The sequence below is a fragment of the Vibrio sp. Vb1755 genome (assembly GCF_033338635.1).
Classification (GTDB): Bacteria; Pseudomonadota; Gammaproteobacteria; order Enterobacterales; family Vibrionaceae; genus Vibrio; species Vibrio alginolyticus.
Genome location: NZ_JAWOTA010000004.1, coordinates 166,776 through 192,175, shown reverse-complemented (window position 1 = coordinate 192,175; position 25,400 = coordinate 166,776). Strand labels below are relative to the sequence as shown.

Genomic DNA, 25,400 nt, shown 5'->3' with positions numbered 1-25,400 from the left:
AGTTGAAGGAATAATATCCTGCTTTAATAGCGGTTTGGTTGTCACAGTTGGTATGGTTTTGTCAGTCGGCTCTGACAATCAAAAACTAAAGAATCATTCAGCAAAGACGTTGTCTACGATGGCGACTAACAAGCTCTGTAACCGCTCGTTTCAACCGCCACCCTTTTCATTCTGAACAATGTGCAAAATGGCGCTGATCTGTATCCAAGTGAGCAGCTGTTTCTTGAGCGTTTAATATGTTCTCTTGATTAGCCCCAAACTCAGCCCCCGTTCCAGGCCAATAATATGTATCTTTATCACGACATAGTGTGAGAATGACAGGATCATTGTGTATATTGGGCTCATCTCCTAGCTCGCCATACATACTGAAAGTAATCTCAGACCCAACGTCTCCACGAAGTTTCTGAATCACTTCTGCTTGAACTTTAAAGAGAACATCTTCCTCGTGTTCAGCAAACTTTTCAAAACCTGTAATTTTCACCACTGCAGAATAGGGCGTTTGAAATATCGCATCTTTGAGTACCTCATTCTGAGAGTACACTCCCTGTGAAGCACAAGCTGATAAGCTCACACAGCCTAGCAAACTTATAAATTTCTTCATATTTAACTTTCCGTTCCTGCTAAGACAGAGCCTTTTGTATATACAGGTAAAGTACCTTTTGTTTCATCGTAGTTACTCGGTACTACGAACTTGTCCCAGACATCAATAGAGTACTTTGCTATATTGACTTGGTTGCTTTGGTTTCCTCCTAACATGTACAAATGCCTACCATCAGGGCTCTTTCCCACGACAAAAGCAACATGCCCACCACCTTTTCTCGATTTAATCCCTAGAGCTCCATGTATAGGTTCTGAGATGTTTTTACCAAAACCCTTCCACTCCTTTGCTCGATAAGCTTCTTTTACTGGAGTGATTCCGTGTTGTTTAAAAACCCAAGCGGCAAACGAACCACACCAAGCATTTTGACCTCCAGAGTCATCAGTGCCCCAGAACTTAGATGCTGTAAAATACTCTAAAATCCTTGGATTGGCCTTAGTGCCTGAAACTTCTTTTTGTCCAATTTCTCCCAACGCTGTTTTCATCCAAGGTACTTTGGTTACTAGTTTTTGAGCATCATGAGGATCATTTTTCACTGAGCTATAGGATGGTAATCCATTGAGCTTACGATGAGTTCTACCATTTACATCGATCCGACCATCTGGCTTTACCATATAAAGTAGCTTACGCTGACACACTTTTATTGCCTCTACTGTTTTCGACAAATGAGGACTCCGCCCTAACGAGCCATCAACAACCAACAGTCGGGTAAAACCTATTCTCTTTTGGTTATCATTTAAAAATTGTTGAACTGCTTTAACATCATTTTTCGAATTAGTGCCATTTATACCAACAGAGCCCCGGATTTTTAATCCCATTCTCGTTACCTTTATAACTAATCATATAATTAAGAAAGTACGCTTTAGCGTGACAACAATAAAGATAAAATGTTGTTTTATACGATTAGCCATACGAGGGAAATTAGGTGTTGAAAATATAGATTACAAATAAACTCAGCTCATATCACTAAAAACATCTATTTAGCATCTTTTGGTCACGCTTCAAAACAGGACAGCCAGATGTTTTAAACCATGCGTATTAATAGACGAAAAATGTTTATAAGAGAACACTTAAATTAACATAGTGAAACTATCAATTACTATTTTAAATTTAAATAAAATTCCTTTTTAAGGTCAATCTATAATTAAATTTATTAAACTTTAATTTTTTATTAAATTGAGCTTTGATTTATTAATCTGACTATTTAACTAATTTCATTTCAGTTAATTGTACTTTTTGGCATGTTAGCGGGTGATGGCGGCGCCAATAACACCGACCCATTTTCAGAAGGAATAACGGACGATAACCAATGGATTGTGGAAGAACCACACATGATGATTATTACCCTAGACCAAGTGTTGCTCGATTCTCGACCAACCGGTTCAAGTTATGATGGCCCATACGAGATGTGGAATGGTATGCCATACGCACACATTATTATTCCCGTTAGAGCGAGAAAATAAAAAGAAAAAATCCGATACTCAATATTTTGAATATCGGATTGTTATTGCGTTATCGAGCTAACCAAATTCTCGCTAATATTCCTATCGGAGTAGTAACGCCAGTTGTGACGGAGGAAATTTCACCATTTCTTAAAACATAAATGGTTGGGGTCACGCTAATTTTCCATTCACGCATAATATCGCTTGAAGGATCGTTTATGTTTTCGAAACGATATTCTTTTGCCCTCATAAACTGCGCCACACGCTCATTCGGTCCCGACGATCCAGAAACGCCAACTACGGTGTAGTAATCACTCAGCCAGCTCACGCTTGGGCTTACAAATTTACAAGCGGGACACCAAGTCGCCCAAAAATAAACAACGACAGGTTGTTCATAACTTTGCGCGATGGCATCGAAGTGTTCACCAGCGCTCAATACGGAGCTCAATGGTGGTAACTCCTGTTTAGGAATATCTTTAGTGCGATACCAATCCATCGCGATGGAAATGACGGTGACAATGAGCACCATCTGTACGATTTGAACGAGCCAATATCGGAATGTTCTACGCTGCTTTGTCGAACTCATTGAATGGTTCCCCCACTCGCTTGTTTCACCGCGCTTAAAACAACATCATCAGTCAGAATAACAGGTAACGGGATACCTTGTGGCGCCGCCGGGCCATAGACGATGTTAAACGGCACACCGTAACGCCCATGAGCTCGTAAAAAGTCAGTTACCGAGCCGTCCGGATGTGTCCAATCCCCTTTTAACGTCGCTACATTAGGGCTTTGCAGCAATGAGTAGACAGGATCTTGCCAGATCACACCGATCTTGTTCGCTTTACACGTGACACACCAATCTGCCGTTACATCAACAAACACCACTCGCCCATTATTGACGTGATCTTCAATCGCCGAGTTAGAAAGCTTCTGCCACGCTAAGTCCTCAGGAAGCGGTGTCGCCCATTGGTCGGCAGTGACGCTACCAAGTAATAAGCCACCAGCTATCAACACTAATGACGCAGTTCCGGATACAGCAAGCGCTTTCTCACCATACACTTTCTTAACTCTTGCCATCATTACAACAAAAGCAACCACAGCTATAAGTGCAATCCATAACATCGGTACATGATTTGCCATTAATGAAAGTAGCCAAATGCTAGTCGCCAGCATCATTATGCCAAACACGATTTTAACGACATTCATCCACGAGCCAGGCTTTGGTAGTTTCAGCGCGATATTTGGAAACACAGCGACTAAGAGCCAAGGCAGTGCCATACCCAATGCTAATGCTGTAAAGGTTGCAAATAACGTTAATACGTCGGCACCCAAGGCAAACGCCACGGCCGTTCCTAGAAAAGGCGCGGAGCAAGGCGTCGCAAGCAATGTGGCAAACATACCTTGAACATAGTGACCAACTAGGGAGTTATCACCTTTCGAGGCCAGCCATGTATTGGTACCCGATGATAGACGGACTTCAAACAGCCCCAGCATATTTGCCCCAAATAAAGTGGTGACCAACACCATCAAACCTAAGAACCAAGGGCTTTGAAATTGCACGCCCCAGCCAATGGCATTACCTGTTAGCTTAAGCACCAAAATAAAACCAGCGAGAATCCAGAACGACGTTAATATACCAAGTGACGAGGCAACAAACTGAGCGCGAATTTGACGACGCTCGATACCTTGAGCGGCAACAATACTACTTAGCTTCATCCCCAAAACCGGAAGAACGCAAGGCATGATGTTAAGAATTAAACCGCCGAGCAACGCGAATAGAAAAACACTCGTTAGAGACGTGCTCGGCAACGGTTCAACTATTGCCTCAGCAGTTGCTTGAGTGGTTTCTTCTGCTAGTAAATTGGTGTCTTTGATGGTCACAAACAGCGACTGACCATCTAACTCCACATCGCCCAGCCAAGTATCAACGATATAGCTCGCGGTGACGATGTTTCCTTCTTGATGCATTCCTTCAAGCTTGAAGCTATAGTCTCGCGTTGCTTCATCGACACCATCCACCAGCACTTGTGGTTGTTGCCAACCCTGACTGTTCTTTAGCTTGATTTGCAGTTTCGATTGGTTCGCATCCCAACTCGCCTGAGTAACATCAATAAACGGCGATGGCTGCGGCACGTTACTCACTGCTTGAGCGTAACTGAACATCACGTCTTCATCGACTGTTAGATCAGAAGGCAAGAACGTCAATTGAATTTGATAGTCGGTCAGCACACAAATCGTCGTACAAGAAGAAAGTGTCAGTACCGCATCAATCGTGACAGGTCTGGACATGTCTTCGACGTGCAGCGTCATGGGGAACAAAGTATCGCCTTTATACCCAAGAGTCTCGATACCTAATAGTTCGAATTTTTGTGGGTGCGGCCATTGCCAATCCACTTTGGATAAATTTTGTGAATTTTGCCAATCAATAGATGGTGCTACGCCGCCCTCACCAGGTGAACGCCAGTAAGTTTTCCAGTCCCCAGCCAACTTGACGTCCAGATAACCAGTGATTGTTTTGGCTTGCGGATCTTGTTGACCAGTGAGCACAAAGCGCGTTTGCACTGGAGGATGTTGTGGGTTGGTTAGCCAACCTGTATCAGTAGTTTGAGCTGAAATACTCAGAGAGAGCAAACTCAAAGCAAGCGTCATAAAAAACATGGACGCAAACTGAGTCAGTTTAGTAATTTGATTCATAGTGATTCCTAGTTATAAAGACAAAGGTGCTAAATAACTGACGCTAGTGGTCAGAAAGCACGCTTTTATTCTCGGAACACACAGAAAGTCAGATGGACTCGATACTTACGGCCTATCGGTTCCGTCCAATGTTGCGCACCAATATAGGCACTGCACAACCAAATTGCCGAAGCAAAAAGACCGACAAACAGAACAACAATAAATACATCGAGTTGATGTTGAGAAAACTGAATTAACTTTTCAGACAATTCGCACTTGCTAGTTTCTTTAGTATCAATCGACTTGACGCTCGAACGCTCATCAGCAAGTGAAACCGCAGGCGATTCCGTCTCATATTTCATAGAGCATGACGATGCAAAGCCTGAATTTTGCATCAGACACACAACGACCACCCAGCCAATAATCGCCAGTAGCCATTTTGCCCGCTTATGTGGCGTGTGATGTCGTTTAGTCAACAAACTCATAAGAATTCAGATAAAGTAAGAACGAAGAAGATAATACGCGAGTCGTCATAAAGCTCAAGTTGTATCCTCTAAATAACCTTAAGAGGCTTCACTCGCTAAGCTTTAATCTAGCCTGCCATAAATATATGCCAACTCTGCGACGGTTTTTGCCGAGAACTTCTTCAATAGATTGGCTCGGTGTACTTCAACCGTTCGCATTGCTATGCAAAGTTCGTCAGCAATACGAATGTTGCGTTTTCCTTCAATGATCAAACGCAAAATGTCTTTTTCTCTAGGTGTGAGCGATTCATAAGCCGATTTTGCTGCTGCCATATCGAGGTTTGTGGCAGACTGCGCCTGTCCCTGTAAAATGGCTCGTGCCAGTTCATCGCCTTTGACTGGCTTTTGGAAGAAATTGACCGCCCCAGCTTGCAATGCATCGACCGCCATCGGAACATCACCATGCCCTGTCAGATAAATAACGGCCAACGGGCTGTTGGCTTTATTTAAAACTTGGTGCACTTGCTGACCACGAAGGTTGGGCATTCGGCTATCAAGGATCACGCATCCGGCTTGATGAATGTCCACTTTATCGAGAAAAGATTGCCCATCAGCAAAAGTCGTCACGTTGAAATCATGCTCTTCCAGCATAAAAGCGAGCGAGTCACGCACCGATTCATCATCATCGACTACAAAAACAGGTAGCTGCTTTTCACCGCTGCTCATTGAATGCTCCTATGCCTAGTTCAGATTAGTTTTGATATGGAAACACAAGCTCAACCAAACAACCATGTGGTGCTGTCGAGCTGATGACAAACTCGCCACCATGCATTTCCATCACATCGCGACAAATGGCTAACCCTAGCCCAAGCCCTTCTTCTTTGCTACTCACAAATGCTTGAGTCGGATTCTCTTGCTGCAACCCTGTACCATTGTCTAACACTCGAATGGAAAGTTGATTGACTTGGTAATCGCAATGCAGGGCAATTTTACCTTGATAACCTGATGAGTGATATTTCTCTTGGAACAAAGTACACGCATCAATCGCGTTGCTGATCACATTAACTAAAACCTGTTGTACGCCAACTGCATCGACAAGTAACGGACGAATGTTCCCTTCTGTACTGGCCACAATAGAAATGTTTTGCTTCTGCATCCGAAAATGGAGTAACTCAATCGTGTCATCAATGAGTACTTGAAGATCGCACGACGTTTTGTCGACACTGCGCTTACGAATCAACGTTCTTAATCGCTGAATAATTGCATCGGCTCTTTCAACTTGGCCCTGTATTTTCTCAAGTACAGGGACAATATCTTCATGAGGGCGCTTTTTGGCCAAGCGAAGTAAACCGCCTTCACTATAGTTGCGAATGGCTGCCAGTGGCTGATTGAGTTCATGAGCAAGACTAGTGCCGATTTCTCCGACAATCGCGACCCTTTGTGAATGTTCTAACTGTTCACTTTTCTCTTTTAATCGTAACGATGTCTGCTCCAACGCTTGCTTACTCTTGCTAAATCGATACTCAAGCCAAAAGTGGTACGCGTTCAACACAATCACAAACATGAACAGCGCCCATGCCCATTCTTGATGACTACGCAGCCAGCGTAGAGCCTCACTCCACCAAGGTTGTTGCAACGGATGGAGATCCAACGCCTGATAAAGTTTGTCGATGCTCAGCAAGCTGACGGGGGACGTCCAACCTGACGCGCCTGCCGCAATAACCGCAGGGTGTTCAGGTGGCATCGCTAACAATACTTGCGCAATCTGTTTGGCAATCTGAGCTGAGCCGCGCTCTGTTTTGGCAAATGACCAGTTAGGATAAAGCGGTGTGGAAACAGCGCATAACGAGCGCTCGTTCGGCTGTTGATTTAAAACTCGGTAATTACCCGGTTGTAAAAGCCCTTCACTTAACATCTGTTCCAATAAACAAGCAGGGACGACAGCCGCTTCCACATTGCCATCACGTAATTGATACAGGTTGGCATCAATAGGAAAACCAAGATAGCGGACATCGGAAAAGAAATCGTTTGGATTAAGCCCCATTTTGACTATTTGATAGCGCATCGTTAGATAACCACCAAAGGCTTTTTCTGATACCGCCGCAACGGGACGTCCTGAGACATCTTGCACCGTTTGATAACTTGAATTGGCTCGAACCACAAGCGCCGAACCAATTCCGTAATTCGAGTTTTGTGGTGCTCTGCTGGTTAGCGTTGCCATCCACGACAGCGCGTATTGCCTGCCCAACCGCACTGCTTGACCTGGGTTGGTTAAGATGAAATCCATGGTCTGAAACTTCACCGCTTCGCCCATTTCATCCAAGTTAAGGGGATGAAGAACAAAATGCACATCGGAAATTTGCTGATTGAGCCAATCAATGGTCGGTTGCCATCTCTGCTCAGCATAAAGATGGCCGCGTATCGCTAACACGCCCACTTCGACTTTTTGCTTGACCTGTGGCTGCTCTGCTTTTTGCTCTTGCATTCCTTGCAGATCTGCTTGTTCAGAAACTGAGCCCTGAGCCAAAGATGCAAAGGCAACTAAGCAAAGAATCCAAAGCTGAAGCCACAGTGCTTTTTTCATGATGAGTCGAATCGTTCCGTCAAGAGAGTGCGACAAGAATAACAGCTACCTTCCCTAAACCACATTTGTTTTAGATCAAGTTTGATCTGGGTATGTGGAAATCCACAATATAAGCCTCGCAGTGCATTTCTCACAATGGAATCAGTCAATTCAAATACAACAAAAAAGCAGGTGAGTTATGGATTCCACCAAACGTCGCTTTCTCAGCGCGGTCACAGCCGGAGCCGCGTTAATTCCAGTCGCAGGCATTGGCACGGCAACTGCGGGAAACATTATTCGAAATAACCAGTCCGCTGACCGAAAAGGACAAGTCGGCAAGCGTTATGCCATGGTGATAGATTTGCGTAAATGTGTCGGATGCCAAGCGTGCACTGTGGGTTGCAGCATCGAGAACCAAGCGCCAATCGGTCAATTCCGAACCACCGTAAAGCAATACGAAGTTACGTTAGATGATGGCTCTACAGCCACGCGAGAAGCAAAAGCCTTTATGCTACCGCGCCTTTGTAACCACTGCGACAACCCACCTTGCGTGGCAGTGTGTCCGGTTCAAGCAACCTTTCAGCGCGAAGATGGCATTGTCATGGTGGATAACAGTCGCTGCGTAGCGTGTGCGTATTGTGTACAAGCTTGCCCTTACGATGCTCGCTTTATCAATGAAGACACCCTCACCGCAGATAAATGTACCTTCTGTGCTCACCGTCTAGAAAAAGGTCTATTGCCTGCCTGCGTGGAAACCTGTGTTGGCGGAGCACGTGTAATTGGTGATTTGAATGATCCATCAAGTGAAGTCCGCCGCTTAATTGCGAAGCACCAAGACGATATCAAAGTGCTAAAACCCAATGAAGGCACCAAGCCTCACGTGTTTTACATCGGCATGGATGAACGCTTCACCAGCCACATCGACGGACAACCTGCTATTTACGACCCACAAGGAGATCGCGCATGAACATCACCGAAGTGTTAGTCCAACCTCAAGCGATGGCTTGGCTCCCGTGGGCGGTGCAGTATTTCTTCTACATCGGTTCGGCTTATACGGCTGCTGTTTTATTCCTAATCGCCCTATTATTTGAAAAACACACCAGTCACAGACTGCGCGCTGCGCTTGTTCTGACGCTGGCCATCGGCGCCATCGTGGGGCCATTAGCGTTAACTGGCGACCTTCACCAGCCGGGACGCGCATGGCATTTTTACGTACACATCACTCCGTGGTCATGGATGTCTTTGGGGTCGCTTTTCTTGCCTGTTTTCTCAGGTTTAGCGGTAGTGACTGCATGGCTATATCTCCGCGAGGATCTTATCGCACTGCGAAATCAACCGGGAAAAGTACTACCTCTGTTATCTAAGTTGTCGCTTGGTGAATGGGCTATTTCTCACAAAGTGATGCTCACAATATCTGCAATCACCGTGTTATCAGGCTTAACCATCGCCCTTTATACTGGAGCTGAAATTGCGATCGTAAAATCACGTTCATTATGGCACCAACCCGCGTCACCAATTCTTTGGTTTGTCACTGCATTTATGGGCGCGGTCGGATTTTCTCTGCTGATTTGGTTACTGCTGCCTAGTCAGTCAAAGACGCTGACATCTGGCGATACTAATTTACTGAAAAAATCAGTGGTTACCAGCGGTGTATTAACGCTGATATTGCTACCGATTTGGGCATCCAACAATTCCGCATTTTCGCTCTATTCTAGCGAACAATGGATGCACAACATTGCCCTGCTCACTTTTGTCGTTTTAGGTTGTGTTTTGCTCGCTTTCATCTTCTTGCGCGATACCAAAAAGTCCACATCAGCCAGATTTCGTCACGTCATAGGGCTCGGTTTTGTGTCTGCTGCCGCACTGGCAAGTGCATGGCTGATTCGCTGGTTTACCATCATGGAAGTGCAAACCATCGCCAAGTTCGATGCAGGGCTGTATCCATACCAACTCACTATGGATGGAAATGGCTGGATAGGCATTATCGGCATGCTCGGATTATGGCTTGCACTGGCACAGCTCAGTTCGGAGCTGGTTCAGCCAAAACAAAAGATCGAAGTAAAAGCCTCATCACTCACCTTAACTGAACGCTAATCAAAGGGGATTTCATCATGGATAACAAACGCCGTCAGTTTTTGAAATCAGGCATTGCAGTGGGTGGGCTTGGCGCATTCGCTGCGGGTTACGCCACCACCACCAAACACATGGTCGAAGGTGCGCTCGAAGGCACTGCGGGAGAAAAAACGCGTGATATTCACCACGGTAACTCGCTTGAACCAGAGTACACGGTCAACAGCAAAGGCAACCTAATCCCTAATCCAAATCAGCGCGTTGCGCCATCGATGTGTTTTGGTTGTTGGTCACTGTGCGGATTGCGTGTACGCATTGATAACCGCAGCGACGAGATTTTGCGTATTACTGGCAACCCATATCACCCACTCTCTCATCAGCAACACATTCCGTTCGAAACGCCAGTCAAAGATGCTTATTTAAGTTTGACAGGAGAAGCGGGCCTTGACGGTCGTTCAACAGCATGCGCACGTGGCAATGGGATGCTAGAAATTCGCAACAGCCCATACCGCATTACTCAGCCACTGAAACGAGTTGGCAAACGCGGCGAAGGAAAATGGATTCCGATCAGCTACGAGCAATTGATTGAAGAAGTCGTCGAGGGCGGTGATTTATTTGGTGAAGGCCATGTTGATGGCTTACGCGACATTCGCGATTTAACAACGCCCGTTGCCCCTAAAAACCCAGAATATGGCCCGAAGGCCAATCAATTGTTAATGACCAACGCCGGTAATGAAGGCCGAGACGACATCTTCAAACGCTTTGCTTTCAATAGCTACGGTACGCGTAACTTTGGGCATCATGGCTCTTACTGCGGCTACGCATTTCGTGCTGGCAGCGGCGCATTTATGAACGACTTAGATAAGAACGCACATTTGAAGCCAGACTTTGATAATGCGGAATACATCATCTTCATCGGTATGTCGCCTGCGCAAGCTGGCAACCCTTTTAAGCGTCAGGCGCGCCAACTCGCCAATGCGCGAACAGAAGGTGGCTTGGAATACTCCATCATCACGCCAAGTTTGCCTGCGGGTTCATCGAGCTTGGCCGCCGGTGACAACAACCGCTGGATACCAATCAAACCGGGCACCGATTCTGCCCTCGTGCTTGGCATGATCCAGTGGATCATCGAAAACCAACGCTACAACAAAACCTTCTTGGCGCAGCCGGGGGCAAACGCGATGAAACGAGCCGGTACCGCGCACTGGTGTAATGCTACGCATCTCGTGATAAGCGATAATCAGCACCCGAGAAACGGCACGTTTTTACGCGCGTCGGACTTGAATCTGCCATTCGAGGGCGAAGCGTTGTCTGACTCTGACCCGTACGTCATCGTGGATGAGCAAAGCGGCGAATTTGGTGTTCATACCCAAGCTGACGAAGCGGCACTGTTTGTCGATAAAACGGTTTCGCTTGCATCGGGCGAAGTGCGCGTAAAATCGTCTCTACAAAGACTCAAAGAAGAGGCGTTCAAATACAGTCTTGCGTTCTACAGCCAACAATGTGAAATCCCCGTCGAACAAATTGTTGAACTAGCAAAGCGCTTTACCAGTCACGGAACAAAAGCGGTGGTCGATACCCACGGTGGCAACATGCACACCAATGGGTTCTATAACTCGTTTACCATCATGATGCTCAATGCGTTGATTGGTAACATAAATATGAAAGGCGGCGCGATGGCCAAAGCGGGTGGCTACCCAACTTCCGCTGCGGGTCCTCGTTACGACTTCACCAAATTTGCTGGCAAAGTCGGCCCGAAAGGCGTCTTTTTGTCGCGCAGTAAATTCCCCTACCACAAAACCAGCGAATACAAACGTCGCGTTAAGGCAGGTGAATCACCTTACCCAACTCGCGCCCCTTGGTATCCGTTTGCCGCGCCACTGCTGACAGAGCACCTATCTGCGGCTATTGATGGGTATCCATACCGCGTTAAAGCGTGGATCAACCACATGGCGAACCCAATGTATGGTGTACCCGGTTTGAAAACGCTGCTGGAAGACAAGCTTAAAGATCCAAAACAACTCGGTTTGATTGTGTCTGTTGATGCGTTCATTAACGAAACCACCGCGTTGTCGGATTATATTGTACCTGACACGGTCACCTACGAAAGCTGGGGTATGGCAACGCCTTGGCACGACGTTCCGGTGAAAACCGTCACCGCTCGTTGGCCGATAGTGGAAGCGCGAACAGAGAAAACCGCCGACGGTCGCTCGATTTGTTTAGAGAACTTCCTGATTGATGTTGCTAAGAAAATGCAGCTGGGCGGTTTTGGTGACAATGCAATTCAAGATGCACAAGGCAACTGGCACGCTCTCCATCGCGCCGAAGATTTCTATTTGCGAGCTGCGGCAAACTTGGCTTATGTGAAAGGTGGCGTGCCTGAAGTTTCGGCAGAAGACATTGCGTGGTCAGGCTTAGAGCGTTTAATGCCAGCGATGCAAAGCACGCTAACAGCGGATGAGATGAAACGAGTGGCGTTTATTTTTGCTCGCGGCGGACGCTTTGAAAATGCAACCGAAGCGTATCAAGGTGCACAAATGAAGCACAAATGGACACGACCTGTTGCGATATGGAATGAACGTGTCGGCAGCGCAAGAAACACCATGACCGGTGATTTCTACACGGGTTGCCCAACATGGCATCCACAAAAACTGGCCGACGGCACACCAATGGAAGACCAGTTCCCAAGCTCAGAATGGCCTTTCAGCCTGACGAACTTTAAATCCAACATTCACAGTGCAGTATCCAATCTATCGCCAAGGTTGAACTCGATTAAAGGCGTAAATCCAGTGTACATCCATCCAATCGATGCCGAGCGCGCAGGCATTAAAACGGGTGATGAGTTTGTTATCGAAACCCCATCTGCAAGCACCAAAGCACTTGCGATGATAGTCAACGGGATTCGCCCTGGCACACTCGGATTTGAACATGGGTTTGGTCATACCGAGCTAGGACAACGCTCGCACTGGATCGGCGATAAACAACAACCCGTAAAAACGCGCAGCCAAGATGGCGTCAATATTAACGACATTGGCTTAATTGACCCTACTCGAGAAGGCAAAGGCGTGTTGTTGGATTGGGTCGTGGGCGCGGCGGCACGTCAGTCCCTGCCGGCCAAAATCCGCAAAGCGTAACGCCGCACGTTAAGACGTCTCTACCACTTAGAGCTGCCGATTTGTGCAGCTCTTCACCACTTTGTTTTTATCGCTTATAGAACAACCAATAAAAACAAATACGGCCATTTACACTTATTAAATATGTGGAAATCCACAATACCTTTCATTATTGACAAGGCCGACAATATCGTCCAAGTGACTACCAAGTAGCACTTAGGCATATTAATAAAAATTAAAGTGAGTCAGCATGTCAAAAATTCTTCCAGTGGTGGTGGCCTGTTTATTAGCAACCACTATGGGCGCAAGCGCCTCGTCTATTCCGGAAAAAGCCAGCGTATGTAGCGGTTGTCACGGCCAAGATGGCATGGGACAGCCAAATATCGCGCCTATGATCGCTGGTTTAAACGCGAATTATCTCAACACTCAAATCGAACTATTCCTTAGTGGCGAACGCCAAAATGTGGTCATGCAAGGCATGGCGAAGGAACTCAGCGATCCCGCAGACCGTAAGGAAGTGATGGAGTACTTTGCTAACCTCCCGAGCTATGAGTTCACGAATCCAGAACAACGCGGCGACCAAGCTGATATTCGTAACCCGTATCGTAAGTTAATTTTCCAAGGCGATTGGGATCGAAATATTCCAGCTTGCGCGACTTGTCATGGAGCCAGCGGTATGGGCGTCGACAAGTTCCCTCGCCTCGCAAGCCAACATGCTGATTACTTAAAAACGCAATTGATGGCATGGAAAAACGGCACTCGCAGTGGTGACCCGCTCAATATGATGGGTACTATCGCAAAAAATCTCACTGACAAAGAGATCGAAAATCTTGCTTACTACTTTGCCTCATTACGTTACTAGGAGCAGTCATGAAACGTTTCTATTCTTTGTTCGCACTGCCTTTCATTTCTACGCTCGTACTAGCTAACGCTCCATTACCGGACCGCCAGAAAGAGCTACCTGCGATAGAAAAAGAAAAGCACGGTGAATACTTAAAACCGCGTGATCTCAGCACAATCCCAAACACCGCATTTGGTGAGCAAGTAAAACGCGGTTACTCGCTCTTTGTTAACTCACAACAAATGCGCGGAAAATACGTTGGCAACGAACAAAACTGTGTGAACTGCCATATGGAGGCAGGACGAAAAGCAAACGCTGCGCCACTGTGGGCAGCTTACATGGCATACCCGGCATATCGTAAGAAAAACGATCGCGTAAACAGCTATGCTGACCGTATCCAAGGTTGTTTCGAGTATTCCATGAACGGTAAAGCGCCCGCTTACGATTCGCCAGAAATTGTTGCCCTTAGTGCTTACGCCTACTGGTTAGCGATGGGCGGCTTGCTTGACAAACATGGTATGGCGGATGAACCCATTCCAGAACTAGACGCAAAAACGTTGCAAATTGGTGGAAAAGCAAAAGACTTCCCGTTGCCCGAAGCCATCGCACAAGCATTACCAATTGAAAAGCGGGGTAATCTCTCTGGGCGTGGCTACCCAAAAATCGCCGCCCCTGAGCAAGAACCATCAATAGAGCGAGGCGCATTGGTCTACGAAAAGAACTGTGAAACTTGCCATCGCGCCGACGGTTCAGGCATCAAAGACACCAACGACCATTCATACATTCCACCACTTTGGGGCGAATATGCGTATAACTGGGGCGCAGGTATGCACCGGATTAACACTGCAGCCTATTTTATTTACGAAAACATGCCGCTTGGGAAAAGTGTGCAGCTGACAGAGCAAGAAGCATGGGATGTCGCAGCATACGTCAACAGCCATGAGCGTCCACAAGATCCTCGATTCAAAGGCAATGTCACCGCAAACGCGGAGAAATATCACCAGCACCAAGGCTATTACGGCAAAACGCTCAACGGTACGCAAGTCGGCTCCAATGCCTTTAAGAGCGGAACGGTCAAGTAAAGTACAACTAAGCACCTTAAATAAAATGCTCTTTTTCCCTGCTCAGATTATCTGGGCAGGGTTACTTACCCTTAAAAACAAGTAATTACCCCTCCACAGACAAGCAATATCACATTATTTTCGGCTTCCAACATACTCATCTTCGCCGTAAAATCTTGTACCAAACGCGACTTCGTTTATGTCTTAGATCTCCCATATCCTCTAATGCCAAAAGTAAGAAACTCGTAAACTCCTGAATCAAAACAAGCGTGCCTAGTGAAAAAAGAGTATTCTTAAAGCAAATGAATCTAAAACCTACCCGATGAGTATTCAACCTAATTCCCGTCAGTTAATTTCATGCGAAGAGTGCGGCCTTGTTGTTCGCATTCCCGATATCGAACAGGGGCAAAAAGCACAATGTCCTCGATGTTCGCATTCGCTGACTAAAGTGAATGCCAAGCCTTACCAAAGCGTGATCGCCATATCATCGGCATGTTTGATCATGTTAGTGCTAAGCATTTCTTTCCCTTTTATGTCGTTCAGCGTGCAAGGGTTGTCGCAAGAGATCACCTTGTTGCACGCTGCCAAAATGCTGGCTGAGTTTCAAAATGTGCTTTTGGGTGTGCTGCTACTCGCAACAGTTATCGTTTTGCCTGCAATCTATGTTGGTCTCATTCTCTTTCTTCACCTTGAAGCATTAAAAGCACGTAAACATACCCCCTCTAAAAAGCAGCAACGAATGGCAAAAGTTTTATGCCGTCTTCTGTTTCGAGTCGAACCCTGGTTAATGGTGGATGTATTTTTGATTGGCGTGTTGGTCAGCTTAATTAAAATAGCTTCCCTCGCAGACATAGGCATGGGCACTTCATTCTGGGCGTTTTGTGTATATACCGTTCTGGTAGTCAAATGCATATCAATGGTCGACAAAAGCTGGCTCTGGGGGCACTTTATTCCAGCTATCGAGCTACCTGATGTAAAAGAGGGTGATACGCACCATAACCACAACCATATTGGTTGTCATACGTGTCACCAGCTCAACCCTATTGAAGCTAAAAAACACCAACACTGCATTCGTTGTAAAAGCCCTATTCACAAATACAACCCCGCAGACAATTTACAAAAAGCTTGGGCACTTTTGTTTGCTTCAGTCATTTTCTATATCCCTGCAAACCTCTACCCTATGATGTACACCGTAAGCCTTGGACATGCAGAAGGTTCGACTATCATGGAGGGGGTAATATTGCTTTGGCATTTAGGTTCTTACCCTATTGCGATGGTAATTTTCTTTGCTAGCGTATTTATTCCAATGGCGAAAATGCTGGCACTCGCGTGGCTGTATTACAATGCGCAAAAAGCGCGATATCTTCCGCACGAAGAGAGTATTTCACGCTTAAAGATCTACCGCATAACTGAGTTTATTGGCCGTTGGTCCATGATCGATATCTTCGTCGTCGCGATCTTAGTTGCACTGGTTCAACTGCAAAACTTAATGGCGATTTATCCAGGTCCTGCTGCGCTCTCTTTCGCGGCAGTGGTCATTTTTACTATGCTTTCTGCAATGATATTTGACTCACGTTTGTTGTGGCAATTGCCACAAAACGAAGTGCAGGAGCCGATTTCTGACAACTTAAACGAGAAAGCCAAATATGAGTGATGAGAACAACGTAACCGCTCAAATAAAACCGCAAAAGCAGATTTCTGCGATATGGATTGTCCCGATCCTTGCGCTAGCCATGGGAGCGTGGATGCTGTTCCAATATATCAACAGTACAGGCCCACAAATTACTCTCCAACTGCCAACCGCAGATGGGATTGAGGTTGGCAAAACCGAAATCCGAGCATTGAATGTAAAAGTCGGACTGATTACTGAAGTCACTCTCAGTGAAAATTACGATCACATCATCGCTAAGGCACAAATGAACAAGGATGCAGAACGCATGTTGCGAGATGACACCATGTTTTGGGTGGTGAAGCCTCGTATTGGCCGTGATGGCGTTTCAGGTTTAGAAACCTTGCTCTCTGGCGCTTATATCCAACTTCAGCCGGGTAAATCTAAAATAGAGAAAGAGCGCTTTACGGTCTTAGATGTTCCCCCAGTCGCCTCTCCTGATGCAGAGGGGTTACGCCTTGTGTTAACACACCGCGAGGCTGGTAAGCTAGGCGTTGGTGACCCCGTCATTTATAAAGGCTTTACGGTTGGTCGCGTAGAGAAAACCAGCTTTGATGTTGACACTCGCAAAGCGTTATACCAACTCTTTATTTTCAAGCCTTATGACAGCTTAGTGCGCACTCGTACCAAGTTCTGGCTGAATTCTGGCGTAGATTTACAGCTCAATGCTGAAGGGTTCGAAGTCAAGTTTGGCTCATTAGAGAGCATGCTAACGGGTGGTGTTACCTTCGATACCGTTCCAGGTCTTGAATCCGGTGAACAGCTCACTGAAAATATGGTCAACTTCCGCTTGTATGATGATATTAAACAACTTCGAGAAGGCATGTACGATGATTATATTGAATTCGTTATGCTTTTTGATGAATCGGTACGAGGGCTTAAACGTAAGGCACCTGTCGAATATCGAGGCTTGAGAATTGGTACTGTGATGCGTGTACCAATGCGACTTCCAACCCCAGAAGAGAACTTTTCTGCGAAAAAAATCCCTGTATTGGTACGTATCGAGCTCGGCCGTGTTTATGGCGATTTCCAATCCCAATCTTTGCCAATGTTAAAAGATAAATTGAAGAGTGAGTTTGCTAAAGGCCTACGTGGTACTTTAAAAACAGGTAACTTATTAACAGGCGCACTATATGTTGACGCCGACTTCTATCCAAATGACGAGCCTTACGTACCGAGTAAGTTTGCTGATTTAGATGTTTTCCCAACCATGCGTGGTGGTTTTGCGCAGGTTCAGCGCCAAGTGAACGACTTCCTAAATAAGATTAATAACTTACCAATGGAAGAAACACTAGACTCTCTCAATTCAACGTTAAAAACGTCCGAAAAAACGTTAGCTTCAGCAGAACGCGTGGCGGACAGTATTGATAAACTTTTGAATCAAAAAGAGACGCAAGAGATCCCAACAGATATTCGCCAAAGCTTACAGCAATTACAAAAAACACTCGATGGTTATGGGCCCAACTCAACCATGTACAGCGAAATGGAAGCCACGCTAAAAGAATTAGAAAGCGTGATGACAGAGTTTAAACCCGTACTTAAACAGCTAAACGAAAAGCCAAACTCTCTTGTGTTTGGAGAAGATGAAATCAGTGACCCAATACCAGTTAAAGGCCAAAACTAATGAAACGAGTATTCTTTCTGTCTATCGCGCTATTTGTCGGTCTAACGGGTTGCAGTAGCGCTCCGCAAACTAAAGGAGCTATGTACCTTCTACCTAAGGCGGAACCAGTGACTCTGAGCTCTTCTGATATCGCTCAGCGCCCAACTTTAGTTGTTCGTCCAGTGACATTGGCGAGTTATTTGAATGATAATGGCATTGTTTATCGAACCTCTGAGACCCAAGTTATTCAGGCAAAACACAATCAATGGGCGCACAGTATTTCCGAGCAAATCACTCAGAGAGTTGTCGCGGAACTACGTCACAAGCAAAGTCATTACTGGCCGACTGAAATGAATAATCTGTTGGATCAAAGCGGTGAAGCCAAACTACAGCTTACGTTAAATAAATTTAATGGCAGCTACAAAGGTAATATCGAAATTGAGGGGGAATGGTTACTCATTAATGCCGAAGGTAAGGTAGAAAACAGCGCGCCAATACAAATCTCTCAGCCGCTTCAAGATGAGGGCTATGAAGCGCTCGTCAACGCTTTATCCATAGGCTTAGAAAGCCTAACCTCAGACATTGCCAAACAACTCTAAGTCAATGTTAATTACAGGGAAGCAAGTTGCTTCCCTTTTTTATGCAGAGTGTAGCGACTTCTACTAAGCTGAAAGCTGACGAAAAGCCGAACAGCCGAAAAGGAAATTGGATGAAACCATGTAACCTGCTATCACTCTCCTCACTCATTCTTGTATTACCTACATCAGTAGCGCTCTCAGCCGAGACACAAGAATCTCGTTGGCGAAATAGCATAGAAGTGTACATGCTAGGACTGAATATCCACGGGGATACCAGTATTGGTCGCTTTTCATCAGAGGTGGATGTCGATCCTAAGTTCATCGTAGACCACCTCGATATTGGGGCGATGTTGCGATTCGAGAGTATTTACCAAAGTAAGTGGGGCTACTACATAGATTATAGTTTCATGAACTTAAGTGGTGATGTTAATAATATCAAGGGCGCTCTGCCTAACGCTCGTTATCGTGCGGACATCGAAATACGGCAAGGTGTTCTAGAAGCAAAGGCATTCCAACGCGAACAATATTCATTTGGTAAACTGGATTATATGTTTGGATTACGCTGGTGGGACAATGACATCACCGGCAAGCTGTATCGTAATGACAACCGGGTACTAGAAGATAGACTGTCATTACAAGAAGATTGGGTCGATTTTTTAGTTGGCTTGCGACTCATTGATGAATTGAGCGAAAACTGGCGATTTCATGCCAGTATCGACGCCGGACTTGGCAACGATACTCACTTCACTTATGCCATTCAAACTGGTGTTCGTTATCGTTTTAACGAATGGTCTGATCTCAACTTAGCTTACAAGTCGACCTGGGTTGATTACAAAAATGAGGGAGTATTTGAATATGATACAGCTTCTCAAGGGCTTTTAGTCGGACTTGGCTTTTACTTTTGATCAGGTGAAACCCTAGCCTATATTCAAGCGTTGTAACGTGTACTAGCTCTAGGTATACGTATAGTGTCGCGTTACAGATGCTTAAATAAGGCAAATTGATCTTCATCAGACTATAAATTGCTCTTCGGTGTTACTCTCTGTCGCAAAATATAAAACCCCACTCTATGACCTCATATAGGTCTTATTGATAAGGTTCCCGAGTAGCAATGTCGATTAACATTTCCGATTTAACCACCGCCCTAAATAAGGTGGAGCATATTCATAAAGTTCAGCTTGAAAACGTACATCAGTTCTTCAAAGCAAACGAAGCTTTTTCGTTGCAAACATTCAGCCAGCTGATATCCAGCGACTCGCTTGATGATCGATTTAAAACCATCGATAGAGCGTTCTCTTTGCTTGGTGATGCAAAAACCTACCTTTTAGAAGTGTCTTACCTTATTAAGTAAAAAAGAAAGCCCCGATAAAATTCATTATCGGGGCTATCATTTTCTATCTAAACTACTGATTTACAATTTGTAACGATCATCAATTACCGTTAGTTCTGGGAAGGTTTTACCCTCGTCCATCGCTTCTTCTGTCTCTTCTTTTACTTGGTTATCAATCCAGAAATTACCGATATCCATTGGATGAAGCACCCATTCTGTCGCTTTTGTCATGCCGTTTTTAGGAATTTTAACCCAGCGCCAATGAGCAACTCGAGAATAAGGCACCATATAGCCAGGAACGATGATATTTGCTTTGCTGACATAGTTTTGGATTTGATGCGACAAGTCGTAACGCTTCTCCTGATCAAACTCAGAGTCATACGCTTCAATTAACTTGTCTAGCTCAGGGCTACTGTAGTTGGTGTGAGCATTCGTTTGTGGTCGATTTGCATTATCCGAGTGTAGGTATTCCCAATACGCAGGGATCTCACCAGAGCCCATATTCAAAAACGCTAGCTGATGCTTTTTCTCAAGAATGTATTTAAACGCAGATGAGCCATCCACCAAGTTTAACGTGAACTCAAGACCAGCAAGTTTCGCTTGCTCTTTCAGGTATGCAATACGCGGTGTCCAAGAGTTGTATCCGTAGGTGATGGCAAAGCTCAAGCGTTGGCCCTTGTCGTTAACACGAATACCATCTGCGCCCACTTTGTCAAAGCCCGCTTTTTCGAAGTGTTTAACCGCCGCATCAGCATCAAACTTTGGCGGTGTATTGTTAGGATCATCGTATTCGCCATGACCAAAGCCGAGTCCATGCGGTTTACGTGAATAATCTCCACGCATGATGTTTTCAATCATGCCGTCATAGTCAGTGGCTGCCATAACACCTTTACGCACTTCTAGGTTATCCAACATCGGCATCGCTGTGTTCATCCAAAGACCACCAGCTCCTTGCGGTGCTTCGTTAAAGCCCCAGTACTTTTGGATATAGCCTTTTTTGTACACATCACTATTGGTTTTGTCATGCCAAAAGCTTGGTAGCACCATCTCAAAGTAGTCTAAGTTGCCTTTCTCAAAGTGCTTCATGGCAATATCAGGATCGCGAATTACCTTAATGCGAACCTTTTCAACGTTATAACGGTTTTTATAGTAGCGGTTGTTGTATCCCCACCAATCTTCACCGACATGTTTGAATGTCACGCTCTTACCTTTCTTCACTTGATCAATGTAGTAAGGTGCTGCGGTTGGCTCAGATTTAAAGTTAAACTTTCTGACGAAGTTATCAGGCATGCCATCGTTATTTGCGTCCTTTTCTCCTTCAAAGAAGTGTTCAGGACGAGGCTGAAAACCATTACTTGGCATGTTAATCATAACCATAAGTGAGTCATGACTTTGAGCTACAGCAAGATTGACTTTGATCGTGTAGTCATCAATTTTTTCAACACTCACAATACTGTTTGTGAAGAAGTCGTTATACCACGGGTCGATAATGTCTTTTGACGTGTAGTACTTCATCATAAAGACGTAATCATCCGCTGTAATTTTTTCACCATCTGACCACTCGGCCGTTTCGTCGAGTTTAAAGAATACGGTTTTGTTGTCCTCTCCAAATGCCCATGACTTAGCAAGTTGAGGGATCCATTTGCCAGTATTTGGATGACGCTGAGCCAGTTTTGGTGAACCATCCATTAAGTATTGGCGCAAACCTGAGTTCGCATCTGGACCAACACTTCGTAATGTTTGCGGAAAGCTCTGAATGTAAGTGCGATAGGTGCCACCTCGTACCGCCTCTTCAGAGGCAAATAGAGGTTCGTTGTTGTTTGAAATCCATTCGATATCAGCTGGCAATTCTGCCGCACTCAGTTGAAAACTGGCAGCGGTCAGTGTTGCTAGTACTGAAAATGGCAGTTTTTTAGTCATGTTTCTTCCTTGTTGTGTTTGCGCACTAAGGTCGTAACAAGGAAGACAGCGTGTGAAAGCTCACAGAAAGCTGCGATTTAAAATACGCAGATAGGAAATAATAGGAACGTAATATGAAGTGACGTCCTGCCAGCTTCTATATTAATTTCAAAGAGTTTCACTAGGTCATCCTAGACCTTACAACGCAGTGAATGCATCTTCGCCATAGTATTCTTTAGACATTTGTAACGCAAGCCATCAATAACACATGGTTGCATTTTCGAGGCATCACAGTGAGTTATGTTACAAAAGTGTGATCGGCATAGTACCAAGCCCTACTTTACTCAGAGTAAACCGCAGAACCTTTATCTCAATTGGCCCCGATATACCTGTTACAGCGAGTAAATGATCAGACATAGCTGGTTAAAAGGAATGGTTGTTTACCGCGATTAGTATTTTCATTCGATATAAAAAGTGAGGCATCTTAGCCTCACTTTTCTCCATACAATCGAGACAGTGCTTACATTTTAGATAAGCTCTCATTGATCGACTTCAGCACTTCTGCAGGATTTGACGCTTGAGTGATAGGGCGACCAATCACAAGATAATCTGAACCTGATTGGATAGCGTCTACTGGCGTCATGATACGGCGTTGGTCACCTTGTTCTGAGCCAGCAGGTCGAATACCAGGGGTCACTAATTTAAATTCTTGGCCTAGTTCGCTCTTCAGTAATGAGGACTCTTGCGCTGAACATACGACACCATCTAAGCCTGCGTTTTTGGTCAAGGTTGCTAGACGAATAACTTGCTCCTGAGGCGCAACATTCAAACCAATACCAGCTAAATCACTTTGTTCCATACTGGTTAGTACCGTTACACCGATAAGAAGTGGACGATCTTTACCATATGGCTCAAGAATTTCACGTGATGCCGTCATCATACGCTCACCACCGCTCGCGTGTACGTTCACCATCCATACACCCATTTCAGCCGCAGCGCGAACTGCTTTCGAACAGGTGTTTGGAATATCGTGAAATTTTAAATCTAGGAATACAGAGAAACCACGTTTATGGAGTTCACGTACAAAATCAGGACCAAATAGCGTAAACATCTCCTTGCCAACTTTTAGTCGGCATGACGCAGGATCAATTCTATCTACAAACGCAAGTGCATCTGCTTGGTTATCATAATCCAGTGCGACAATAACTTTTTGGTCGATCATTTCATCTCCTAACTGTTTTGGTTCTTATTAAATAAAAAGTTAAAAAAATGCAGCGGACAGAAACTCTGCCAGCTGCATTAAGAATTATTCACCATCCAATCCGCGGATTGGCTTGATCGTTCCCCATCCTTTACAGGACGGACAATGCCAATAAAGGGAATGGGTAGAAAATCCACACTTCCGGCATCGGTAATGCGGTTTCACTTTTAACTGTTCACCCACCATCGCTTGTAGTGTTGATAGGCTGTCTTTCGCTCGACCATCTTCTGCTTCTGCAATGTGGTAGTCAATTAAACGGTAGAAGCCCTTCATGGTTGGGTTTTTCAGCAATTGTTTCGTCAGTAACTCTTGAGCAGCCCCAACGTTCTCGTGATGAGCAACTAATTGAGCCAACATCAACTCGGCTGATACGCCTGCTTTCTTATCAATACAAGCTCTCAGAAACTCGACAAGTTCATCTTCCTGACCCAGATGATGATAGCATTCTGCAATAGTTGGCAAGACATCACTGATAAAGTCTTTATCTTGCTCAAGTACCCCCTTCAGATATTTGATGGTGTGCTTATAGTCTTCAGACTCTAGGTAAATTCGTCCCAAAGCAATACTTGCTCGAACACACTTCGGGTCTTCCGCTAACGCTTTTTTAAAATGCTGTATTGCCTTATTAGTATTCCCATCAGCTTGGTCGAGCATGGCTATTTCACACCAAAAATGGGCAATATTTGCACGCATCCTTGAGCGTTTATTACCTAACTTAGCCAATTGGTTCGCGTAATAAATCGCCTTTTCCCATTCTCGTGTTTGCTGATAAATGGTCACTAATTGTTGAAGAGCCGCCTCTTTGTAATCTGGCTCTTCGACTAACTGTTCGAAGATTTTCTCTGCACGATCAAGAAAACCAGAGACCATGTAGTCTTTCGCTAACTGTTGAAGGGCGAGGTTCTTTTGGTCCAGTGTTAAGCCTGAACGAGAAATAAGATTTTGGTGAATTCTGATTGCGCGGTCGACTTCACCACGAGACCGGAACAGGTTACCCAACGCAAGGTGAGTATCGATGGTCTCGTTATCAACTTGGAGCAATTCAATAAAGTGATCGACAGCCTTATCTGATTGGTCAGAGAGCAGCAGATTAAGACCCGTCATATACTGACGAGAGATTTGATGAGATTGCTTCTGCTTGTCTTGCTGAGCGCTGCGATGCCCCATATACCAGCCATACGCAGCAGCTATAGGCAACAACAAGAAGAGTAGTTCAAGCATTAAAGTTAAGCCTTATCCTTATGCCTGTTTTTCAATGGCTGGCTTATCAGCAGCGTTGTTTGATTCAGTTGGTTCGTACTTTTTCAGTTTTTTCTTTAAACGACGGACCTGTAGCTGAGTTTTCAGTTGGATGCTACCAAATATAACCCACGCTAAAGCAAAGCCAACCACAAATACTACACCTAATAGCGTAGATAAGTGGAACTCTCCTTTTGCTAGAAGATAGTTAAAAGTCACGAGCTCTTGGTTTTGGGAACCTAACGCCAATGCAATTAAAAAGAGAGCTAAAACAGCAACGATTTTTATAATTTTCATGTTACATCACCCTTCTAGGAGTAAGTCGGTAAGATTATGCAGGAAAATGCTTCTTCAGACTACGTATATTAGCAATAATCTATACCCAAGTAACCTCAAGATGCTTAGTTTGTAGACATGCTTAGAAGTTAAAGTTATTTGGGTATAGAAAGCAGCAAGGAAAACGGCTGAATCCACAATTAGATTAGTAAACGATCTTGGATGTATGACTAACTTGGATACATTACAAAAAAGCGGCATACACAAACGTATGCCGCTTTTTTGAAACTAATAAGAGTGCATTAACCAATATTTACACGCTCACGAAGTTCTTTACCTGGTTTGAAATGTGGAACGTATTTACCTTCCAATTCCACTTTATCGCCCGTTTTAGGGTTACGACCTACGCGAGGCTCGCGGTAATGAAGAGAAAAACTACCAAAGCCACGGATCTCGATACGGTCACCGCTCTCTAGTGTAGAGGCCATGTGCTCTAAAATATCTTTTACAGCATCCTCTACCTCTTTCGCTGATAAGTGTGTTTGCTCAGCGCAGAGTCTTTCAATCAGTTCAGACTTAGTCATAGTTGCCCTCTTTGAGTATCTTTATCACTTATTATAGTAAGTAATACTAATTCCAACAAACACTTGCTGACAATTCTAGACAAATTTTATGCAAAATGCGCAATGAAGAAATGCCTTTTATTAAGATAGTTTACTG

Annotated in this window: 23 protein-coding genes; 11 read left to right on the top strand and 12 right to left on the bottom strand. The window is 44.9% G+C overall.

The window, feature by feature from the left end:
• Positions 1-166 precede the first annotated feature (166 nt).
• Both R7E00_RS06530 and R7E00_RS06525 read right to left on the bottom strand, forming a co-directional pair.
• Positions 167-601, bottom strand: a complete 435-nt coding sequence (locus R7E00_RS06530; protein ID WP_017821643.1) for a hypothetical protein — start codon at positions 599-601, stop codon at positions 167-169.
• Between the two features lie 2 nt (positions 602-603).
• On the bottom strand, positions 604-1,416 hold the full coding sequence (locus R7E00_RS06525; RefSeq protein WP_005385788.1) for a TIGR02594 family protein: 813 nt from the start codon (positions 1,414-1,416) through the stop codon (positions 604-606).
• Positions 1,417-1,839: 423 nt separating this feature from the next.
• On the opposite strand from R7E00_RS06525, the gene R7E00_RS06520 reads away from it, so the two are divergent.
• Positions 1,840-2,061 (top strand): hypothetical protein, encoded by a 222-nt coding sequence (locus R7E00_RS06520; protein ID WP_064354163.1) that lies wholly within the window; start codon positions 1,840-1,842, stop codon positions 2,059-2,061.
• 49 nt (positions 2,062-2,110) lie between these two features.
• On the opposite strand, the gene R7E00_RS06515 is transcribed toward R7E00_RS06520, so the two are convergent.
• The 5 genes from R7E00_RS06515 to R7E00_RS06495 form a co-directional block, all read right to left on the bottom strand.
• Positions 2,111-2,626 carry a protein disulfide oxidoreductase gene (locus tag R7E00_RS06515; RefSeq protein ID WP_238843898.1) on the bottom strand — a complete coding sequence of 172 codons (516 nt, stop codon included), beginning with the start codon at positions 2,624-2,626 and terminating at the stop codon, positions 2,111-2,113.
• Entirely contained in the window at positions 2,623-4,734 is a 2,112-nt protein-coding gene (locus R7E00_RS06510; RefSeq protein WP_262606216.1) for a protein-disulfide reductase DsbD family protein, read from the bottom strand. The genes R7E00_RS06515 and R7E00_RS06510 overlap by 4 nt, the downstream gene beginning before the upstream one ends.
• A gap of 65 nt (positions 4,735-4,799) precedes the next feature.
• Positions 4,800-5,198, bottom strand: a complete 399-nt coding sequence (locus R7E00_RS06505; protein ID WP_005376702.1) for a hypothetical protein — start codon at positions 5,196-5,198, stop codon at positions 4,800-4,802.
• Between the two features lie 102 nt (positions 5,199-5,300).
• A complete protein-coding gene (locus R7E00_RS06500; RefSeq protein WP_064354166.1) occupies positions 5,301-5,903 on the bottom strand; it encodes a response regulator transcription factor in 603 nt (200 codons plus the stop codon).
• Positions 5,904-5,928: 25 nt separating this feature from the next.
• Positions 5,929-7,761: a sensor histidine kinase gene (locus R7E00_RS06495; protein ID WP_064354167.1), complete on the bottom strand. Its 1,833-nt coding sequence runs from the start codon at positions 7,759-7,761 to the stop codon at positions 5,929-5,931.
• 178 nt (positions 7,762-7,939) lie between these two features.
• Here R7E00_RS06495 and dsrO point away from each other — a divergent pair, with 178 nt between their 5' ends.
• From dsrO to R7E00_RS06445, 10 genes are all read left to right on the top strand, one after another.
• Positions 7,940-8,707: a sulfate reduction electron transfer complex DsrMKJOP subunit DsrO gene (dsrO, locus tag R7E00_RS06490; RefSeq protein WP_064354168.1), complete on the top strand. Its 768-nt coding sequence runs from the start codon at positions 7,940-7,942 to the stop codon at positions 8,705-8,707.
• Positions 8,704-9,834, top strand: coding sequence for an NrfD/PsrC family molybdoenzyme membrane anchor subunit (nrfD, locus tag R7E00_RS06485; protein ID WP_064354169.1), 1,131 nt, complete (start codon positions 8,704-8,706; stop codon positions 9,832-9,834). Before dsrO ends, nrfD begins: the two co-directional genes overlap by 4 nt.
• A gap of 17 nt (positions 9,835-9,851) precedes the next feature.
• Positions 9,852-12,944: a tetrathionate reductase subunit A gene (locus R7E00_RS06480; protein ID WP_256913638.1), complete on the top strand. Its 3,093-nt coding sequence runs from the start codon at positions 9,852-9,854 to the stop codon at positions 12,942-12,944.
• A gap of 277 nt (positions 12,945-13,221) precedes the next feature.
• The gene (locus R7E00_RS06475; protein ID WP_370687796.1) at positions 13,222-13,785 is read left to right on the top strand and encodes a c-type cytochrome; all 564 of its coding nucleotides are present in this window, start codon (positions 13,222-13,224) and stop codon (positions 13,783-13,785) included.
• A gap of 8 nt (positions 13,786-13,793) precedes the next feature.
• On the top strand, positions 13,794-14,846 hold the full coding sequence (locus tag R7E00_RS06470; protein WP_256913639.1) for a c-type cytochrome: 1,053 nt from the start codon (positions 13,794-13,796) through the stop codon (positions 14,844-14,846).
• A 301-nt stretch (positions 14,847-15,147) separates the two neighbouring features.
• Positions 15,148-16,479 carry a paraquat-inducible protein A gene (locus R7E00_RS06465; protein ID WP_203345882.1) on the top strand — a complete coding sequence of 444 codons (1,332 nt, stop codon included), beginning with the start codon at positions 15,148-15,150 and terminating at the stop codon, positions 16,477-16,479.
• Positions 16,472-18,118 (top strand): intermembrane transport protein PqiB, encoded by a 1,647-nt coding sequence (gene pqiB, locus R7E00_RS06460; RefSeq protein WP_005376682.1) that lies wholly within the window; start codon positions 16,472-16,474, stop codon positions 18,116-18,118. The genes R7E00_RS06465 and pqiB overlap by 8 nt, the downstream gene beginning before the upstream one ends.
• Entirely contained in the window at positions 18,118-18,696 is a 579-nt protein-coding gene (locus tag R7E00_RS06455; protein WP_017821657.1) for a membrane integrity-associated transporter subunit PqiC, read from the top strand. The genes pqiB and R7E00_RS06455 overlap by 1 nt, the downstream gene beginning before the upstream one ends.
• 110 nt (positions 18,697-18,806) lie before the next feature.
• Complete coding sequence (locus R7E00_RS06450) at positions 18,807-19,580, top strand: hypothetical protein (protein WP_005385811.1); 774 nt, start codon at positions 18,807-18,809, stop codon at positions 19,578-19,580.
• Positions 19,581-19,786: 206 nt separating this feature from the next.
• Positions 19,787-20,026, top strand: coding sequence for a hypothetical protein (locus R7E00_RS06445; protein WP_033905728.1), 240 nt, complete (start codon positions 19,787-19,789; stop codon positions 20,024-20,026).
• Between the two features lie 60 nt (positions 20,027-20,086).
• Here the strand turns inward: R7E00_RS06445 and R7E00_RS06440 are convergent, their stop codons facing one another.
• The 5 genes from R7E00_RS06440 to ihfB form a co-directional block, all read right to left on the bottom strand.
• On the bottom strand, positions 20,087-21,925 hold the full coding sequence (locus R7E00_RS06440; protein ID WP_017633867.1) for an extracellular solute-binding protein: 1,839 nt from the start codon (positions 21,923-21,925) through the stop codon (positions 20,087-20,089).
• A 499-nt stretch (positions 21,926-22,424) separates the two neighbouring features.
• Positions 22,425-23,126 carry an orotidine-5'-phosphate decarboxylase gene (pyrF, locus tag R7E00_RS06435; RefSeq protein WP_017821659.1) on the bottom strand — a complete coding sequence of 234 codons (702 nt, stop codon included), beginning with the start codon at positions 23,124-23,126 and terminating at the stop codon, positions 22,425-22,427.
• 84 nt (positions 23,127-23,210) lie between these two features.
• Positions 23,211-24,386, bottom strand: coding sequence for a lipopolysaccharide assembly protein LapB (lapB, locus tag R7E00_RS06430; RefSeq protein WP_262606215.1), 1,176 nt, complete (start codon positions 24,384-24,386; stop codon positions 23,211-23,213).
• A gap of 18 nt (positions 24,387-24,404) precedes the next feature.
• A complete protein-coding gene (locus tag R7E00_RS06425) occupies positions 24,405-24,701 on the bottom strand; it encodes a LapA family protein (protein WP_005376663.1) in 297 nt (98 codons plus the stop codon).
• Between the two features lie 281 nt (positions 24,702-24,982).
• Positions 24,983-25,264, bottom strand: a complete 282-nt coding sequence (ihfB, locus tag R7E00_RS06420) for an integration host factor subunit beta (protein ID WP_005385816.1) — start codon at positions 25,262-25,264, stop codon at positions 24,983-24,985.
• Between the last annotated feature and the right edge of the window lie 136 nt (positions 25,265-25,400).

Coding starts and splice junctions, on each gene's coding strand:
- R7E00_RS06480 (WP_256913638.1), top strand. CDS start 9,852: ATGGATAACAAACGCCGTCAGTTTTTGAAATCAGGCATTGCAGTGGGT.
- pyrF (WP_017821659.1), bottom strand. CDS start 23,126: ATGATCGACCAAAAAGTTATTGTCGCACTGGATTATGATAACCAAGCA.
- R7E00_RS06465 (WP_203345882.1), top strand. CDS start 15,148: ATGAGTATTCAACCTAATTCCCGTCAGTTAATTTCATGCGAAGAGTGC.
- R7E00_RS06455 (WP_017821657.1), top strand. CDS start 18,118: ATGAAACGAGTATTCTTTCTGTCTATCGCGCTATTTGTCGGTCTAACG.
- R7E00_RS06475 (WP_370687796.1), top strand. CDS start 13,222: ATGGGCGCAAGCGCCTCGTCTATTCCGGAAAAAGCCAGCGTATGTAGC.
- R7E00_RS06470 (WP_256913639.1), top strand. CDS start 13,794: ATGAAACGTTTCTATTCTTTGTTCGCACTGCCTTTCATTTCTACGCTC.
- R7E00_RS06515 (WP_238843898.1), bottom strand. CDS start 2,626: ATGAGTTCGACAAAGCAGCGTAGAACATTCCGATATTGGCTCGTTCAA.
- R7E00_RS06500 (WP_064354166.1), bottom strand. CDS start 5,903: ATGAGCAGCGGTGAAAAGCAGCTACCTGTTTTTGTAGTCGATGATGAT.
- R7E00_RS06440 (WP_017633867.1), bottom strand. CDS start 21,925: ATGACTAAAAAACTGCCATTTTCAGTACTAGCAACACTGACCGCTGCC.
- lapB (WP_262606215.1), bottom strand. CDS start 24,386: ATGCTTGAACTACTCTTCTTGTTGTTGCCTATAGCTGCTGCGTATGGC.
- R7E00_RS06505 (WP_005376702.1), bottom strand. CDS start 5,198: ATGAGTTTGTTGACTAAACGACATCACACGCCACATAAGCGGGCAAAA.
- pqiB (WP_005376682.1), top strand. CDS start 16,472: ATGAGTGATGAGAACAACGTAACCGCTCAAATAAAACCGCAAAAGCAG.
- R7E00_RS06520 (WP_064354163.1), top strand. CDS start 1,840: ATGTTAGCGGGTGATGGCGGCGCCAATAACACCGACCCATTTTCAGAA.
- R7E00_RS06425 (WP_005376663.1), bottom strand. CDS start 24,701: ATGAAAATTATAAAAATCGTTGCTGTTTTAGCTCTCTTTTTAATTGCA.
- R7E00_RS06495 (WP_064354167.1), bottom strand. CDS start 7,761: ATGAAAAAAGCACTGTGGCTTCAGCTTTGGATTCTTTGCTTAGTTGCC.
- ihfB (WP_005385816.1), bottom strand. CDS start 25,264: ATGACTAAGTCTGAACTGATTGAAAGACTCTGCGCTGAGCAAACACAC.
- R7E00_RS06450 (WP_005385811.1), top strand. CDS start 18,807: ATGAAACCATGTAACCTGCTATCACTCTCCTCACTCATTCTTGTATTA.
- nrfD (WP_064354169.1), top strand. CDS start 8,704: ATGAACATCACCGAAGTGTTAGTCCAACCTCAAGCGATGGCTTGGCTC.
- R7E00_RS06530 (WP_017821643.1), bottom strand. CDS start 601: ATGAAGAAATTTATAAGTTTGCTAGGCTGTGTGAGCTTATCAGCTTGT.
- dsrO (WP_064354168.1), top strand. CDS start 7,940: ATGGATTCCACCAAACGTCGCTTTCTCAGCGCGGTCACAGCCGGAGCC.
- R7E00_RS06510 (WP_262606216.1), bottom strand. CDS start 4,734: ATGAATCAAATTACTAAACTGACTCAGTTTGCGTCCATGTTTTTTATG.
- R7E00_RS06445 (WP_033905728.1), top strand. CDS start 19,787: ATGTCGATTAACATTTCCGATTTAACCACCGCCCTAAATAAGGTGGAG.
- R7E00_RS06525 (WP_005385788.1), bottom strand. CDS start 1,416: ATGGGATTAAAAATCCGGGGCTCTGTTGGTATAAATGGCACTAATTCG.